16 protein-coding genes and 1 pseudogene are annotated in these 16000 nt (G+C 60.2%); 8 read left to right on the plus strand and 9 right to left on the minus strand.

The window, feature by feature from the left end:
* Positions 1-89: 89 nt before the first annotated feature.
* Both ABX749_RS03800 and ABX749_RS03805 read right to left on the minus strand, forming a co-directional pair.
* Positions 90-431, minus strand: coding sequence for a hypothetical protein (locus ABX749_RS03800; RefSeq protein WP_372894833.1), 342 nt, complete (start codon positions 429-431; stop codon positions 90-92).
* Positions 428-793, minus strand: a complete 366-nt coding sequence (locus ABX749_RS03805; protein WP_372894834.1) for a 4a-hydroxytetrahydrobiopterin dehydratase — start codon at positions 791-793, stop codon at positions 428-430. The genes ABX749_RS03800 and ABX749_RS03805 overlap by 4 nt, the downstream gene beginning before the upstream one ends.
* 280 nt (positions 794-1073) lie before the next feature.
* On the opposite strand from ABX749_RS03805, the gene ABX749_RS03810 reads away from it, so the two are divergent.
* Complete coding sequence (locus ABX749_RS03810; protein WP_372894835.1) at positions 1074-2195, plus strand: glycosyltransferase family 9 protein; 1122 nt, start codon at positions 1074-1076, stop codon at positions 2193-2195.
* Positions 2195-2551, plus strand: coding sequence for a nucleotide pyrophosphohydrolase (locus ABX749_RS03815; protein WP_145211738.1), 357 nt, complete (start codon positions 2195-2197; stop codon positions 2549-2551). The genes ABX749_RS03810 and ABX749_RS03815 overlap by 1 nt, the downstream gene beginning before the upstream one ends.
* Here ABX749_RS03815 and ABX749_RS03820 read toward each other — a convergent pair.
* Together ABX749_RS03820 and ABX749_RS03825 are read right to left on the minus strand one after the other, a co-directional pair.
* Positions 2548-3576, minus strand: coding sequence for a D-alanine--D-alanine ligase (locus tag ABX749_RS03820; RefSeq protein WP_145211735.1), 1029 nt, complete (start codon positions 3574-3576; stop codon positions 2548-2550). The two genes, ABX749_RS03815 and ABX749_RS03820, sit on opposite strands and share 4 nt — an antisense overlap.
* Positions 3573-4595 (minus strand): putative zinc-binding metallopeptidase, encoded by a 1023-nt coding sequence (locus ABX749_RS03825; RefSeq protein ID WP_145211732.1) that lies wholly within the window; start codon positions 4593-4595, stop codon positions 3573-3575. Before ABX749_RS03825 ends, ABX749_RS03820 begins: the two co-directional genes overlap by 4 nt.
* Before the next feature lie 90 nt (positions 4596-4685).
* On the opposite strand from ABX749_RS03825, the gene ABX749_RS03830 reads away from it, so the two are divergent.
* Entirely contained in the window at positions 4686-5972 is a 1287-nt protein-coding gene (locus ABX749_RS03830) for a GTPase (protein WP_372894836.1), read from the plus strand.
* A 170-nt stretch (positions 5973-6142) separates the two neighbouring features.
* On the opposite strand, the gene ABX749_RS03835 is transcribed toward ABX749_RS03830, so the two are convergent.
* Both ABX749_RS03835 and ABX749_RS03840 read right to left on the minus strand, forming a co-directional pair.
* Entirely contained in the window at positions 6143-7228 is a 1086-nt protein-coding gene (locus ABX749_RS03835) for a trypsin-like peptidase domain-containing protein (protein ID WP_372894837.1), read from the minus strand.
* A gap of 159 nt (positions 7229-7387) precedes the next feature.
* Positions 7388-8461 carry a S1C family serine protease gene (locus ABX749_RS03840; RefSeq protein WP_372894838.1) on the minus strand — a complete coding sequence of 358 codons (1074 nt, stop codon included), beginning with the start codon at positions 8459-8461 and terminating at the stop codon, positions 7388-7390.
* Between the two features lie 221 nt (positions 8462-8682).
* Between ABX749_RS03840 and ABX749_RS03845 the strand changes: the two genes are divergently transcribed.
* Complete coding sequence (locus ABX749_RS03845; protein WP_372894839.1) at positions 8683-9603, plus strand: NAD-dependent epimerase/dehydratase family protein; 921 nt, start codon at positions 8683-8685, stop codon at positions 9601-9603.
* Positions 9604-9637: 34 nt separating this feature from the next.
* On the plus strand, positions 9638-10429 hold the full coding sequence (locus tag ABX749_RS03850; protein ID WP_145211720.1) for an MBL fold metallo-hydrolase: 792 nt from the start codon (positions 9638-9640) through the stop codon (positions 10427-10429).
* Between the two features lie 299 nt (positions 10430-10728).
* Here ABX749_RS03850 and ABX749_RS03855 read toward each other — a convergent pair whose 3' ends face one another.
* From ABX749_RS03855 to ABX749_RS03865, 3 genes are read right to left on the minus strand one after another with little or no spacing between them, the layout of a single operon-like run.
* Positions 10729-11502 (minus strand): 2-phosphosulfolactate phosphatase, encoded by a 774-nt coding sequence (locus ABX749_RS03855; protein ID WP_372894840.1) that lies wholly within the window; start codon positions 11500-11502, stop codon positions 10729-10731.
* A complete protein-coding gene (locus ABX749_RS03860; protein WP_372894841.1) occupies positions 11502-12920 on the minus strand; it encodes an MATE family efflux transporter in 1419 nt (472 codons plus the stop codon). The genes ABX749_RS03855 and ABX749_RS03860 overlap by 1 nt, the downstream gene beginning before the upstream one ends.
* Positions 12921-12926: 6 nt before the next feature.
* The gene (locus tag ABX749_RS03865; protein WP_145211711.1) at positions 12927-13955 is read right to left on the minus strand and encodes a rhomboid family intramembrane serine protease; all 1029 of its coding nucleotides are present in this window, start codon (positions 13953-13955) and stop codon (positions 12927-12929) included.
* Between the two features lie 298 nt (positions 13956-14253).
* On the opposite strand from ABX749_RS03865, the gene ABX749_RS03870 reads away from it, so the two are divergent.
* The 3 genes and pseudogenes from ABX749_RS03870 to ABX749_RS03880 all read left to right on the plus strand — a co-directional run.
* Positions 14254-14586: an iron-sulfur cluster assembly accessory protein gene (locus ABX749_RS03870; RefSeq protein WP_095741396.1), complete on the plus strand. Its 333-nt coding sequence runs from the start codon at positions 14254-14256 to the stop codon at positions 14584-14586.
* Between the two features lie 127 nt (positions 14587-14713).
* The gene (yidD, locus tag ABX749_RS03875; protein WP_145211708.1) at positions 14714-14914 is read left to right on the plus strand and encodes a membrane protein insertion efficiency factor YidD; all 201 of its coding nucleotides are present in this window, start codon (positions 14714-14716) and stop codon (positions 14912-14914) included.
* Positions 14915-15259: 345 nt separating this feature from the next.
* Positions 15260-16000 (plus strand): annotated as a pseudogene (locus ABX749_RS03880) (hypothetical protein); the annotation flags it as partial.

Here is a 16000-nt window from a genome sequence, read left to right on the forward strand (position 1 = left end):
GATGACAGGGTGCCAGAAATCCGTGGGTTCGCGCTGCCATCCGTGGTATTATTTTCGATGGTTGACCCGGTCAACTGCCGGGGTACCCATCAAAGTTCATCGTCACCGTTCATGACGGCGTCTTTGATCGCTTGGACCAGTCGCGCGCGGCCGAGTCGGGCCAACGCGTTGGCGTCGACATGGATTCCCATCGATTCGGCCAAACGACTGGCCAGATCCACATCGCGGACGCCGTGGTATTGGTTGGTCACACCGGCCTCGGTGTAGATCGTTTGATGATCGGACTGGAACCCCGATTCATAAGCATCCGAGAGCTGCTGGATCCAGCTTTCGGGGATCCGCCGCGCCCGACAATGCTCGACGCTCCAAATGTCATCGCCGGTGCATTCGGCGAGCAATGATAGCAAGCGATGGCGTGGCACAACGTTCATTGGTCGTCCAGCAATCGATCAATCTGGGCGGCGAGAATAAAATCGTTTTCGCTCAGGCCACCGATCGCATGGGTCGTCAGCACGATTTCCAAATGCCGATAGCCGGTCAGGTGCAGATCGGGATGATGCTGCTCGCGCTCGGCGATTTCGCAGATCTGATTGATTCGCTCGACGGCTTTGGCAAAGGTTTTGCAGTTCAGCTTGCGGCGGATCTGATTGGCATCTGAATCGATGGACCAATTCGGCGTCGCTCGTGCAAACTCGGCGGCTTGGTCGGGCGTCAGCTTCGGTACCCCGCCTTCGCAGGGGACACATTTCGAATTGGCCAGGGTTTCGGCGGTCGGGGTGTTGGAATCGGACATGGTTCGATGGCGTGATGGAAACGGGACTGGTGACCTGGTCCACTACCATCAAGTTTAGCGGGGCCAAAGCACTCACAGCCACCACCCGGGTGCGTTTCCCACGCCCGGTTTTCCGGCCCGGCGACTTGAGTCAAAAAGTCGATCTGGCGGCGGTTTTGCGAAAAGACTAGGTTGCCAGTCAACCGCGTTCTGCGACCTCTCTTGGGAGCGATCGCGGGATCCGGATCGGGGGGAACGGATCAGCCTACTCTTCTCTCTATCAACACGAAGGATCGTGACGATGTCCAGTGGCGAAAAAACTCCGAAATCAGGTTTTCAGAAACGATCAAAGACGCAGCGAGCGGTGCAGCCGGCACCGCCGGCCCCGATCAAGCTCGAAACCGAGTCACCGCGATTTCTGATCAGCCGAATGAGTGCGATTGGCGACACGATCTTGACCTTGCCGGTGGCCTGTGCGCTGCGGGATCGGTTTCCCAACGCCAAGATTTCCTGGATCGTGGAAGAGAAATCGGCGCCGGTCGTTCGTCGGCATCCCGCCGTGGATGAGTTGATCGTCCTGCCGCGGGGGTGGTTCACCTCGCCGAGTCGGATCCGCGATGCCCGTCGACAGCTGCGGGCGCTCGAGTGTGATGTTTCGATCGATTGCCAGGGGATGACCAAATCGAGTTTGGCGTGTTATCTGTCCGGCGCGGCACATCGGATTGGTTACGCGGGAAAACATGCGCGCGAGTTGAGTCGATGGTTTTCCAATGTTCAGGTCAATCCGGTCTTTCATCATTTGACCGACCGCTCGTTGGAGTTGTTGATTCCTCTGGGCATTCATTCGCCTTCGGTGCGTTGGGATTTGCCGATCGCGGGACCGGCCCAGGTGTGGGCGCGACGCTATCGCAACACGATTCCTTCGCAGCGGATCGCGATTCTTAATCCCGGAGCGACGTGGCACAGCAAACGCTGGTTGCCGGAACGATTTGGCGCGACGGCACGTTATCTGTACGACCGATACGGTTACACGAGCATCGCCGTGTGGGGCACACCGTTTGATCGTGCGATGGCATCGGACATCGTTTCGACGAGTAACGGAACCGCGATTCTCGCCCCCGAAACCGATCTTCAGCATTTGGCGGCGATGATCCAGACGGCGGACCTGTTCATCAGCAACGACACCGGTCCGTTGCACATGTCGGTGGCGGTCGGCACCAAGACGATCGGTCTGTACGGTGCAACCCGGCCGGGCGACAGCGGCCCCTATGGCCAAACGGCGATTCAAGTCGCTTATGAATCGGGTTCGGCTCGGCAACGCCGCAGCGCGTCCAATGCGGCGATGTGCGCGATCGGTGTGGAGCACGTCTGCCAAGCGGTGGACGAAATCGAGCACCAGCGGCAACTGTTGGTCGCCGCCTGATGACGTCCTCTTCGATCGATCCCAGCAGCCGCGACGAATCGACCAGCGTGCAAGCCCTCCGCGACTTGGTGGAACACTTTGTCGCCCAGCGCGATTGGCACTCGTTTCACAACCCCAAGAACCTGGCGATGTCCTTGGGGATTGAAACCGGAGAGCTGATGGAGCACTTCCAGTGGTTGACGCTGGAGGAAGCCGCTGCGGTGCAGCAAGACGCGGCCAAGAAGCACGATGTCGGCGAAGAGTTGGCCGATTGCCTGGCGTATGTCTTGGCGATCGCCAACACGATGGAGATCGATCTCAGTTCGACACTGGCGAAGAAGATGATTCGCAACGCCGAGAAGTATCCGCCGCCCTAACCGAGCATCCAGGCGGCCTTGTAGCGAAGGCCGAGGTTGAGAATCCGCTGCATCAACATGGAATACTCGATGCCGGCCGTCTCGGCGGACTCGGCAAAGTCTTCGCCGTATTCCAGGTTCGGATTGGCGTTGGCCTCGAGCACGTGGATTTCACCGGAGTTGCTCAGCCGCAGATCCATGCGGGCGTAGCCACTCATGTTGAGGGCACGGTAAACGCGTTTGCAGATCTTTTGGATTTTTTCGCCCATTTCACCGCCCAGGTCGACCGCTTCGTGGGTGGTGATGCCGTGTTTCTCTTGATACTTGCGATTCCACTTGACCTGGCTGGTGGCGATGCGGGCGGTCTCGGCGGGCATTTGGCCGAAGTCCATTTCCCAGGGGGGAAACGTCTGCAGCCGCTGATTGCCGATCACGCCGACGTAGATCTCGCGGCCTTCGATGTACTGTTCGACCATCGCGTCGTCGCGGGTGTGCTCGTGGACGAAGGCGACGCGTTCGAGCAGCTGTTCGTCGTTTTGCACGATGGAGGCTTGCGAGATTCCGAACGACGCGTCTTCGGAGACCGATTTGACGAACAGCGGGAATTCGAGCTTCTTGGGACGGTGGATCGTGCGTCCGAACGGGAACACGGTGAAACGCGGGGTCTGGATGCGGTGGTAGGTGAGAATTTTTTTGCTCAGCGCTTTGTCTTTGCTCAGCAACAATCCGCGGGGGTTGCAACCGGTGTAGGGTTGCTGCATCAGTTCCAGGTAGCTGATGACGGCAAAATCGTAGGTCACCACGCCGTGGAATTCTTCCAGCAGCATGAAGGTGATGTGCGGCTTGAATTCGGTCAGCGCGTTACGGATCGGCGACAGGTCATCGTAGACGCCCAGCGGCAGCACCTCGTGCCCCAACAGTCGCAGGGTGTCACAGACATCGAATTCCGCTTTCCAGGCGTCGAGTTCTTTCTCTGGGATACCTTCGAGGGTCAGGGGGGGAACATGCCCGGTGCGGACCAGCACCAATACACGTAGCTTGCTCACATCATTACCCGTCTATGACCCGAATTGAGATAATTGCTCGTCCGCAGGGCCACCAAGATCATCGCGTCACGTTTGCACGTCTCGGGTGTCGTCCCCAGCCTTAACTCTAACTCTCGACACCTTTCAATCATTTCCTGCAGGACTTGATCGACCATATACGAATAGGCGCCGGTCCAATTCGCGACGACCCTCCGAATCTCCCCACGCCAACGCGACAGCAGGGCGGCGGCGGTGGGGTTACGCCGATGACTCCGGTCGCACGAAAAGAGCTTGCGAAGATCTTTGTCGAAGACGTTCGGATAATTCATGCCGTAGTACTCGCGTTTGCGCTGGTAGTGCGTACGCAAGGTGCGGCGTATTTGCGACACGGGATCGACCCGCTGCTTGGTTTGAACCACTGCGGGTTTCCCCCCCAGACTGCTCATCAGCTCGTCGATGAAGCACAGTTTCTTGAGCGCCGGCCAGTTGCGATAACGCGCTTTCCAGCGTGACTTGGGCGGCAACCAGACGGCAAAGGTCTCCGCAAAATCCTCCAGCGGATGAGCCTGAGCGTACCACATGTCCAAATGCAGGACGTACTCACGGGACTGCGGTTTGGGGCTGTAAAATTCCGGATAGGGGTCTGAGGACCTGCCGAACAGCTCTCGATAGCGGGCTTTGCGGCGAATCTGAAACGCCGTGTCGATCGCGTGCCCGGCCTCGTGCCGCAAGATTTTCATGCACCAGCTCTTGGTCCCACCTTCGACCTCGAGCAACTGCTTGCGTTCCAAACGGATCAGCCGGGGGTGTGCCAAATAGAACGGGATCGCGATGCCTGGGATGCCATCGGGAGAAAACCAATCGTCGCTGAGCCAGAAGTGCGGGCGAAACTTCAGTCCCCGCTCGGCCAATTCGCTGTTCAATTGATCGATCCGGGCTTCCAAAGGCGTACCGACAATGGAAAGCTGTAGATCGCAGATCCGCATGTCCAACAATTGGTCGTCCGAGAGTGACGACAGGTCGAGCGTTCTCCGTGCCATGGTTGTTGCGGTTGGGTCGTGAAATGGAAGTCCGATCGATGATCTTGGCGAGCCGCGATTGACTGCCCGCATCCGTGCATCCGACGTTACATGATGTCCTTATCCCAAAACAATACGTTACCGATACCAGGCGACGAGTCTAACGCCCAATCGCTGTCGAAACAAACGACCTGTTGCGCGCTGTTGACCGGTGCCGGTCGATCGGCAATCGCCGTCATCGCATTGTGGGGTGAACGTGCCGAGGCGTGTGTCACGCATTTCTTTCGCTGCAACCGATCGCGGGCGATGGATGTCGGCCAAGTACGCTATGGCGTCTGGGCAGGCGGGTCTGCGGACACAGCTTCGCCGGCAGACTCCTCCTCAACAGAATGTGCCACGACGGCCGGCGAGTCGATCGTGGTGGTGCCGACCGCCCCACAACGCTACGAACTTCACTGTCACGGTGGAGAAGCCGCGATCGCTCGAATCCTGGATGATCTGTCCTCGATCGGTGTCCGCCGCGTCGCCCCGCATCCCCTGGACGGCGTCCCCTCGGCCGGACGACTACCGGTCAAGGATCCCGTGGATCAGCGTTTGATCGATGAGGCCTGTGCGGTGTTGTCCCAATGCACGACGGTGAAAACGGCTGCCATCGCGTTGGACCAAGTCCGCGGTGCGCTGTGTCAGTGGCGACAGCGGTCGATCCAGCTGCTCGGCGACGAGGCCCGACACGCGGCCGAAATCGCCGCGCAAGCGCAACACATCGCCGCTGCCGGCCGCATCGGACACCGCCTGACGCGTCCGTTTGATGTCGTGCTGGCCGGTCCCCCCAACGTCGGAAAGAGCAGTCTGATCAATGCGATGGTGGGTTACGATCGCAGCATCATCATGGATTTTGCCGGGACGACGCGCGATGTCCTGGATGCCGAAACCGTGTTCGACGGTTGGCCGCTGCGGCTGCGAGACACCGCGGGGTTGCACCGCAGCGACGACACGATCGAGAAGCAAGGCATCGATCGAGCGATGGAGGCGATCGCGACGGCGGACCTGGTCGCCCTGGTCACCGAGCCGGGATTGCAATGGGACCACACGCTGTTGGAGGCACTCGAACGCATCAACGCCTCCGTGCCGACAGTCAGGGTCATCAATAAATCAGACCTGTCACCGGTCGAGTCCGCTGAAGCGCCGGCCGATGCGTTGGCAACAGTTGCAACCACCGGAGCGGGCATCGGCAACCTGCTTCAAACCGTGGTCCAAATGCTGATCGATGATCTGCCGCCGCTCGGTCGTCCCGTCCCGATCAATCCACGTCAATGGGATTGGGTGACCGAGATCGCCAGACTGGGCGAGCAGCCCGAGCAGATGATCGCCTGTTTGCGACGCGGGGAGCCCCTCTAAGACGCGACGCAATCCTCCCCTCGCTGCGCTCGATCCTGCTGCCAGGGCATTGGTATCGACACAGCTTTTGCACGTCCGATCTGTTCAGAGTGGACGACTTCGGCCAACGGCCGTTCACATCCATAGCCTTGGGCAACGCCAAAGGTCCGCTGCCCCGAACGTGAACCTTATCACTCCCGCGGTCGACGAGCCTCTTCGAGCATTTCGACCATCTCGGCGGTGACCAATGTCGACGGCAAGGCGTAGCTGACGACTCGGCCGGCGCGGGCGATGTTGATACCGATGACGTGACCATGGCTATCCAACAGCGGACCGCCGCATTGGTTGGGGGCCAGCACGGTGTCGTGTTGGATGACGCTGTCAAAGCCGCTCAGTCGCATGTTCCGCGGCCCGTTGACCTTGGCGTCATTTTCCGACTCCATCAACAACGCCTTGTCGCTCATTTGGGCGTCCAACTCGAGCGTGTTCTCGCCCCGCATGATCGTTAATCGCACCACATCGCCGGGATACATTTTTTTCAGCGTGTTGACCGCCGACTCGGAGCCGAGCAATTGCAGTCCGTTGATTTTCAAAATCCGATCGCCGTCTTGTAGCCCGGCATTGTCGGCACCACTTTCCGGATGAACGCGGCGGACCATCGCGGGGCCCGTCTGTGCGTCGTAAAAGTTGACGCCCAAGAGCCCGTGGTGGGCGACGTAACGAGGCGGAACACCCAGCACGCCGATTCCGATCGTGAATCCGTCGCGTCCGGGTGAAATCAAGAAACTGCCTGTCGGAGGTTCCACCGTGCTGAAGGTCGCCGGTTTGATGTTCCAGCTGGCTTCATCACCGCCGTGAAGTTTCAACAGCGCCAGGTCATTGGATTTTTTTCGGGCCGCGACACGGGCGTCCACTTTCTCGCCGCTGGGCAATCGGACCGAAACCGGATCGCCGCCGCTCAGCTCACTTCGCTTGGTCAGGATGTAACCGTCTTCGGACACCACCGTTCCCAACGAGACAACCTGGCCGCCCGAATAGACCTGCACGACCGATTGTTCCACGGTTTCGGACAGGGGCCGAACCAGACGCATCATCGCACCGCTGTCGCGTGACGCGATGGATGTCCGGTACCGCCCGTGGCTCATCCAGTGGGGCGACGACTGGGCGTGAACCGCAGGCGTGAGCACGCTGCCCGAGAGGACCATCGACACCACCGCGGCCAACACCAAGGCGGATGGGCGACGATTTGAAAACCAGTCGATCGGTTGAGGAATCATGGCGGCCATCAATAAAGGAGACGAACGTATTTTAAAGGATTTCAAAATTCAAGCCAACGTGAACATGCCAACGTGAACCGTTCGGACGCGCAATCGGGGTTTGCCCATCAGGGTTTTCCACTCGGGGCCGTGACTCGGGGCCGTGACTCGGGGGCTGCATCATCCCGACCTGCCGATTTCGATCACCAATCGCACGGTGTCGTTCCCCCGCTGGACCAAAACTGGGACGCGTTCGCCCGGCATGGTGTCAGCGACGGCATCGACGAGTGATTGAAAATCCGTGATCGGCTGGCGACCGAATTTGATCACGACGTCGCCGGCCATCATCCCGCCGGCTTCGGCTGCCATGCCAGGCTTGACCGCGATGATTTCAGCGGTCTTGGTGGAGCGGTTCCCGGAGACGCCGAGGGTGGGTTTGAAATTCGGCAAGAACCCCCAGGCCTCGCCGAGCGCCATGCGGTCCCAGGATTTGTCGTAGTGGTCGATCGGCACATGCAGGTTGTCGGCGACGTCATTGCCGATCCGGCTGTGGACGGCGATCAGTTGGCCGGCGAAATTAAACAGCGGGCCGCCGCTGTCACCACCGATCAGGGCGCAGTCGGTGCGGATCACGTCGGGGCTGACTTCCAGCAATCTGCCGACGCGGATCACGGCGCCACGGGACGGATCGTAACCGCCGGGATGGCCCATCGCGATGCACCACATGCCCGGCACCAGGTTGTCGCTCGTGCCAAGGCTGGCGTGGGGCCAGGGTTTGCCACCGTTTTGGTCGGGATCGATTTTGATCAGTCCGGCGTCCACCTCTCGGTTCATCCCCAGCGTGGTCGCGGAAACCTGGCGTCCGTCGGACAGCGTGATGATCGCCCGCCGTTGGGGTCGCATGGCGACATGGGCGGCCGTGATGACGAAGCCACTATCGGAGACGATCACGCCACAGCCCTGGGCGGCGCCGATTTTGACACTGACGGTACACTTGCTCGCCCGCTCGGCCACGCGGCGTTGTTGTTTTTCCATCAACTGCAAGATTTCAAGCGATTCGGGGACGCCACCGCGGCGGTGAATCGGTTCCAGATCGATCGGCACCGAGACGTAGGTTCCCGCCGCGATTGCCGCCGTCTCTCGCGAATCGTTTTGCACGAACGCGTTTTCTTGGATCGATGGCGAATTGCGCTCGCCAGCGGAGGCATCGTCGGCGTGGGCGGGGACGCCAGACAGCAGGGCGGCCAGCAGCATCCAGGCCAGCCCGGAGAACGAACCACGGACAGAACAACGACCGACAGAACAACGACCGACAGAACAACGACCGGCTAAATCAGCCCCCGCCCCCGCGATCCGATTGGTTTGACCAGCCTGGTTCAAAACACACTCCCTGTCATAAAAAGCCCGGTTGAAAGTCACGCCACCCATTGTAGCCTCAACCCCACCATTTTGAAAAAGTCGCGGAAAAAGCCGGAATGAACGACAATACAGATGTTTTAGTGGTCGGTGCAGGCTACTTAGGACGAACCGTGGCCCAACTGTCCGCGGCGTCGGGTGCGAAAGTTTACGCGACGACGCGCTCTAAAAACCGCTTCGCCAGCTTGGCCGACAACGGATTTCACCCGATCCGTTTTGATTGGACCGATCAGGCAACTTATAGAAATCTCCCTTTGCCGCAGCTGTCCGCCGCCGCGCGCGTGCTGGTCGCGGTCAGCTACGACCGCAACGGCCCGCTGGGACGCTACGAGTCCCAGGTCGGGGGGCTGAGAAACCTGCTCCATGTTTTGCCGACCGACGTGCGACTTTGTTACATCAGCACGACGGGCGTTTATCACCAAACCGACGGCCGCTGGGTGGATGAAACATCACCCACGCACCCCAATCGCCTGGGCGGACGCGTCCATTTGCAGGCCGAGGGCTTGCTGCACGCCCAGCGCCCGGCGGCACCGTGGACCGTGTTGCGATTGGCGGGGATCTACGGTCCCGGTCGAGTGCCCCGCGCCGCCGATGTCGTCGCCGGTCGACCGATCGCATCGCCCGAAACGGGGTTTTTGAATTTGATCCACGTCCGAGACGCGGCCCGAGCCGTGCTGGCGGCTTGGCAAACGATGTCCGTTCCGCCGCAGCGGGTTTCCATCGGGATGCAATCGCGGTTGTACGTCGTCGCCGACGACGCGCCGGTCGTGCGAGGCGATTTTTATCGCGAAATCGCCCGACAATGCGGTGCCCCGCCGCCTCGTTTTGTCCCCCCCGCGGCCGACGCGCCGGTTCGCATGCGCAGTGACAGCAACAAACGCGTATGGAATCGAAAGTTACGGCGTGAGCTATTACCGGGGTTGGACTTTCCAGACTATCGCAGCGGGCTGGCGGATGTCTTGCAAGCCCCCATAGAATGACGCCCCAACGAATTCAGAGCACCACACCGAACGCATGATCCAGCGCACCCCCCTCTTCCCCGGCATCCTCGAGTTGAACTTTCAAGCTCGTGAAGTGCTCGGTTGCAATGTCTACCTGATCTACGACGAGGACGAATGGGCACTCGTTGACATCGGCTACGAAGAAACCGTCGACGATTTTGTCGAAATCATTCGCAAGCTCGATTTCCCCTTGTCCCGTTGCAAAACCCTGATCGCAACCCACGCCGACGTCGATCACATCCAGGGGCTGGCCAAGCTCAAGTCGCTGTTGAAGACCAGCGTGACGGCCCATCCCAACGCGGTGCGGCCGTTGGCCGAAGGCGACACGCTGTGGACGCTCGCCGAAATCGAAGCCCAAAACCTGAAACTGGACATGCCCAAGGTCGACGTCGAACACCAAGTGAATGACGGCGACGTGATCAAGATCGGCAATCTGGAAGTCGAAGTCTGGCACACGCCGGGCCATACCAACAGCCAACTCGCCTTCCGCATCGGCGACGTGCTGCTGAGCGGTGATAACATCTACCGCGACGGATGCATCGGCGCGATCGACGCACACCACGGCAGCGACATCAAGGCGTTCCTGCAATCGCTGCGACGGATCCGCGATAGCGACGTCAAGTGGTTGGCACCGAGCCACGGCCCGATCTTTGCCAACAACAAGGACTTCATGAACAAGACCATCGATCGCGTCAGCGGTTATTTGAAGATGGCCGATTTCGGAACCCTGGCCGAGTCTTGGCCGTTGATGGACGAATGGGACGAAGAAGTCGCCGCAGGCAAGCTGCCCGAAGGGCTGGGATAGCCCGGTCGGTCTGGAGGTGTTAGCGAAACGGCGCGAGCCGTCCGGTTTCAGCGTTGCCAACGAGTGGACAGACCGGAGGGCTCGCGCCCTACCGCTATAAAATGCTTCACAGCGTTGCCCTTCGGGGTCGCATCCGATGGGTGACCGGATGTCCGGAGGTGTCGCTGCGCTCACCTCCGGCTACTGGCTCTGACCCCGTCGGGGTCATGGCAGGGAGCGTCGGAGTGACCGCCGGCATGCACAGCATGCCCTACTTGCTACTTGCTAACCGCTAATTGCTAATCGCTAACTGCTAATCGCTAACTGCTAATCGCTAATCGCCGGAACTCAAAAACCGTTTTCCCCGGCTCGGCGCGTTCGACGATTCCGTCAATCGTGCCGATTTGTGCACAACGTTCAAGATCCGCCTCGTACCCGGCCTCCATCAAGTTGCGTCCGCCCAGGGAGTGGCGCAGCGACTGTTGCAGCGGTCGCGTGTTTCCGTCGGCCTGTCGCCAAGCGCTCCAGGCGATGCGTGCCGAGTCATCGATGTGACCGGACGGCTCGGAACCATCCGACTCGGGCGGAGCCAATCGGTCGATGATCGCACCGGCCAACAGGACGTCTTCGAAACTGATCTGACCATTGGTCCCCGCGCAGACGATTTGCAAGTGCGGTTCGGACCGCACGGCGGCCAGGGTGGCGTCGAGGTTCAAGAACGAGGCGGCCAACAAGCGGCGCGATCGCATGGCCGCATGAATCGCTCGGGTGCCGTTGGTGGTCGTCAACACGAGGTCGCGGTCCGCCACTCGCTCGGGCGTGTATTCGGCCGGCGAGTTGCCCAGATCAAACCCATCGATCGGTTTGCAATGCCGTTCGCCGCACAGCAGCGGACGGATCGCGGCCTGATCAGCGAACTGGGCGGCTGCGTGAATGTTTTCGCACGTGATCATTCGGCGGACGCCCGACTGGCCGGCGGTCGCCATGACGCTGGTCGCGCGCAGCACGTCGATGATGATCGAACAGGCCTGGTGCAAATCGCACTCCGGCGACAGTTCCGACGGCGTCAACGAGACAGAGATCGATTGATTCATTAAACCATCCGCATGGATTTCCAGCGGCCTCCGAGGAATCGTGTGGTCATGGTGATTGCCAGCGCCCAAATCCAGATCGTGATCACCCACCACCACCACGTCAGCGAGGAGCGGCCGGGATCAAACGCGATTCCGGCGGTGATCGAAAGCGCGCTCGTCGCCGCACCGGCGGCGAGCACAAACCAGGTGTCACCGGCACCCTTGAGCGCCGCACTGAAGATCAATTGGACCGCGTCGACCAGGACGTACGAGGCGACAAAGCCCAACAGCCCGCCGGCCAGCGCGATCGCCTGGCGGGAGTTTTCATCGGGCGTTCCCAAGGCGTACAGCGAGAGCATCCAATCGCCGACGACCAGGTAGGCGATCGCCCAAAACGCCGAATAGACCAAGGCCACCAGCAGCGATGCCAGTGACGTGCGGACGGCAAAGGCCGGACCATTTTGCAGCAGATGCCGTCCGACCAGCACCGACGCGGCGATCGCGATGCCGACCAGCGGAATGAACGCGATCATGTTGAAATTGATCGCCATCGTGGTCGCGCGAAGTGGCACGTCGCCGAGCTGGCCGATTTTCAAGATGATGATCGTGAACGCGCCGGCTTCGGTCAGGTACATCAATCCACTGGGCAGGCTGTAGTACAGGAAATTGCGCAACATCGGAAAATCAATCACCAAGCCACGTCGCATCCCATAACGACTTTCCAACGCCGGTCGGCTGAGCAGCCACGCGTAGCAAACGACTTTGAACCAGAACGCGATCACGCTGCCGACCGCCGCTCCGGTAATGCCCCACGCCGGAAACCCCGCCCAACCAAAAATCAACACCACGTCCAAGACGACATTGAGCAATCCGCTGGCGACCGAGACCCACATGATCACCGAGGTGCGTTCGGTGCCGCTGAAAAAACCGCTCAACGCCGACTCGATCACCAACCCCAATGCCCCCAGCATCAACCAGCGCATGTAGCTCGTTTCGGCGGCAATCAACTCGTCCGGTTGCCCCGTCCAGCGGAACAGTGACTCGGCGGCCAGGAAGGCGGCGATAAAAAATGGGACGGTCATCAAGGCCAACCAGATCGATTGCCAGAGCAGACGCCCGACCTTGTCCGGTTCCCCGTTTCCGATCAGTTGACCGATCACGGCGCCCGTCATCGCGGCGGCCCCGATCGGCACACAGACCACCACCCAAAACAGATTGCCGCCGGCCATCGAGGCACTCATCGACATGCCGTCATAAAACATCAACAGGGTGCGATCGGCAAACAGCACGATGGACATCATGCCCGCGCTGACCATCAACGGAATCGCGACGCGCAGCACTTCGGCGGCCGCTTCTGCCAGATTGGTCGGCACAGGCAGGGCGTGGACGGTCTCCGCTGGCTGTGACAGGTCGTGACGCCCGCCAGAGATTTCCGACATCGGGTCTTACGCAAATCGGTCCGAGGGCATCCGCGAGATGACCACGGCGATGACCACCCCGGCAACCAGGCCGCCGATGTGAGCGCCGTTGGCGATCCGCTCGACGAAGAAAATGCAAAACACGAGCCAGCCGAGCATGATCGCGACGTTGGACGGCATCATGCGAACCGGATACGACGGCGAAAGGGCCGGCCGAATCCAAAGGTAACCGAACAGACCGTAGACGGCCCCGGAGGCGCCGATCGAAAACGGCGATCCGGCCAACCCCGCCAGCATCGGCGGCAACGCGTCCTCCGGTGGCAACCAGATTTGCACCAATCCGCCAAAGATGCCGCTGGCCAACAGCAACAACGCCATGAACCACGACCCCTCCAGCCGCTCGATCGCCGAACCGAGAAAAAAGATCCCAAGCATGTTGAACGCCAAGTGATACGTGTCGCCGTGCAAGAACAGCGGCGTGATCAGCCGCCAAACCTCGCCCTTCTTGATCGACGCCAGCGGGTCTTTGCCGATCACGTAATCGCGCCAATCGACGAAGGACAGACCATAAAAGATGGTTTCCTCGGTCGAAAGTTCGCCAGGAACTTGAGACGTTTTAGGACTGCCGAATCCGGTGGAAAAACTGGCGATCACCGACAGCACGACCATGGCGATGACGACCGGAATCGTCTGCTGGCGCGTCGGCACGCCCATCAGGGGGCCGGCCCCGGTGGCGGGCGCTTTCGGATTGACCTTTTGCTGCAAGCGTTTTTTCCGCTTTTCCTCGCTTTGCCGCTGCTTCCGAATCCGCTCGGCCTCGTCACCGACACGGTACTTCTCATCCGTCGGTGACTGTAAAAAGGCCTGTAATTCCTGTTTCGCACGCTCGACGTGGGATTCATCGCGAATCCACAAATGGCATTGTTTTCCGCCGGCCGCACCGTCCGCCGCGGGGGCGTCTTCGATGTCGACGTTGCATTCGATCGAGAGCGTGAACAGAAAGTCCGCAAAACGTCTCGCTTGGTCGGGATCCGTCAAAGTGCCGATTCGGCGCATGCAATTGTTACAAAATAGGTGGAAATAACGGCCGTAGATCTGGATGCAATGCGCTCGGAGTGGGCTGCGGTGGCGCGCAAAGACTTGCCGCCGACGGCGGACTACCCGATACTATGACGGTTAGTCAGTTTTGCCGCCATGCGGTCCAAAAAATAGTCACCGATCGACGGCCGTTTCCCAGCGTTCGTCTTACATTCCGTTCGGTGTCCGACTAAATACAATGACAATGCGACCGCAAACGCGGTCGCGTTGGAACGCGCAAGTTAATTTGTCCTCCAAAAAACCAGGTGACGCCCCGATGGCAGTCAAATTGAGTGAAAGAGCGGCCCAAGAGGTCCAACGATTCCGTACCGAACACAACTTTGGCGAAGAAATGGTCCTGCGGATCGGAGTCGCCGGTGGCGGGTGCAGCGGATTCAACTACACGCTGAATTTCGACGACAGCTACGATGAAAAAGCGGACTCGAAGTACGAGTGCCACGGAGTGGAACTGGTCGTCGACAAGAAAAGTGCCCTGTACCTCGACGGAACCACCGTCGATTGGTACGAAAGCCTGGAAAAACAAGGCTTTACGTTCGAAAACCCCAATGCCGTCAAAACCTGCGGCTGCGGAAGTTCCTTCCAGGCCTAGTCCAGCTGACGACTGACCGCGTTGGTGTCCAGGCTTTAGCCGCACTTCCGCTGGTATTCAGTCGTTTGCCGCATTCCCGTCGACCTCCGTTTGACGAGGTGATCCGCTGGGAATTTTCTCGAAATCGATGATTTGGCTGATTCGGGTCTACCAGACTCGAATCAGCCCGTTGTTCCCGCCCCGCTGCCGGTTCACGCCGACCTGCAGCCAGTACGCGGTCGAAGCGATCCGCAATCGCGGCCCGATCGCCGGCGTGTTCTGGACGATCGTGCGAATCTTGAAGTGTCATCCCTGGCATCCCGGCGGGCACGACCCACCGCCGCAATAAAAAATCCACTTTTCAGCGGATTTGGCGTGCGCTACGGCGACTCAATCCGCCCTTGAAGCAAGCATCCTTTGGAACGGCGCGACCGCGAACGCACCTATCTGGGGGGCTCCGCAGCCCGGCACGCATTTTTGCCGGAACAATCGTGAGTCCCCAAACGTCCTAGACCGGGCTGTGAAAAGGTAGCGGTTGTGCGGGATTTTCTCAGTCCGCCCCGCCCCGTGTGCCGAATGGCCCAAGAGACGGTTCTGAGCAGTTGAAATCTCAAGATCCGTGATTGTCCTGGGTGCTGGCAAGTGTTTCTCCCGTCGTCGCCCAATGCCGTTCACCGAAGCTGGTTAAATAGAGATGTTCCAAGGTCGCGAAAAACGAGTCCGTCGAAGTCGCCTGAGTCGTCTGCTGGGTCAATTGGGCCGCAATCCCCAATCGTCTTCCGCGACCACCCCCCGGATCAAGCGAGGGGAACGGCTGAAATTGGAAAGCCTGGAGGCTCGCCAGTTGCTTGCGGGTGACGTCTCGATCGTTTCCACCGATTCGATGGGGCCGATCGACGCGCGTGCCGAAGTCGCCTCGCTTGCGGCCGCCACCGCCGGTTCGACGTTGACGACGGTCAGCGAAGCCGAGGGCGAATCGGCGCCAGATCTGGTCCAGTTCGCCAAGGACCTGGCGGCCGTCGGTCGCGATGCGAACGGCAATCCGATCTCCGGACAAGGCCAGGTGACGTTCTTCGGCGCCGCCTGGTGCCCGGCCTGCACCGAACAGAAACACCTGTTTGAAGACGGGCAGATTTACCTGCCCTTCGTGGAAGTGACCAACCCCGATCGGTCGATCAGCCAGCTCGGCATCGACAACAACATCACGGCCTACCCGACGTGGGTGTTCCCCGATGGGTCGCGTGAGACGGGCGTGCTGACGCTGCAACAACTGAGCGATCGCTCCGGGGTGCCGATTCCCCAAGGGGAGAACCCGACCTTCGTCGACATCGGTGACCAGACCGCCTTGATCGGTTCACCGCTGCACGTGCCCGTGGATGCCTACGACCCCGACGGCGGTCCGTTGACCGTGACCGTCTCGGTCGCCGATTCGAAC

This window comes from Stieleria sp. (assembly GCF_041595215.1).
GTDB classification, from domain to species: domain Bacteria; phylum Planctomycetota; class Planctomycetia; order Pirellulales; family Pirellulaceae; genus Stieleria; species Stieleria magnilauensis.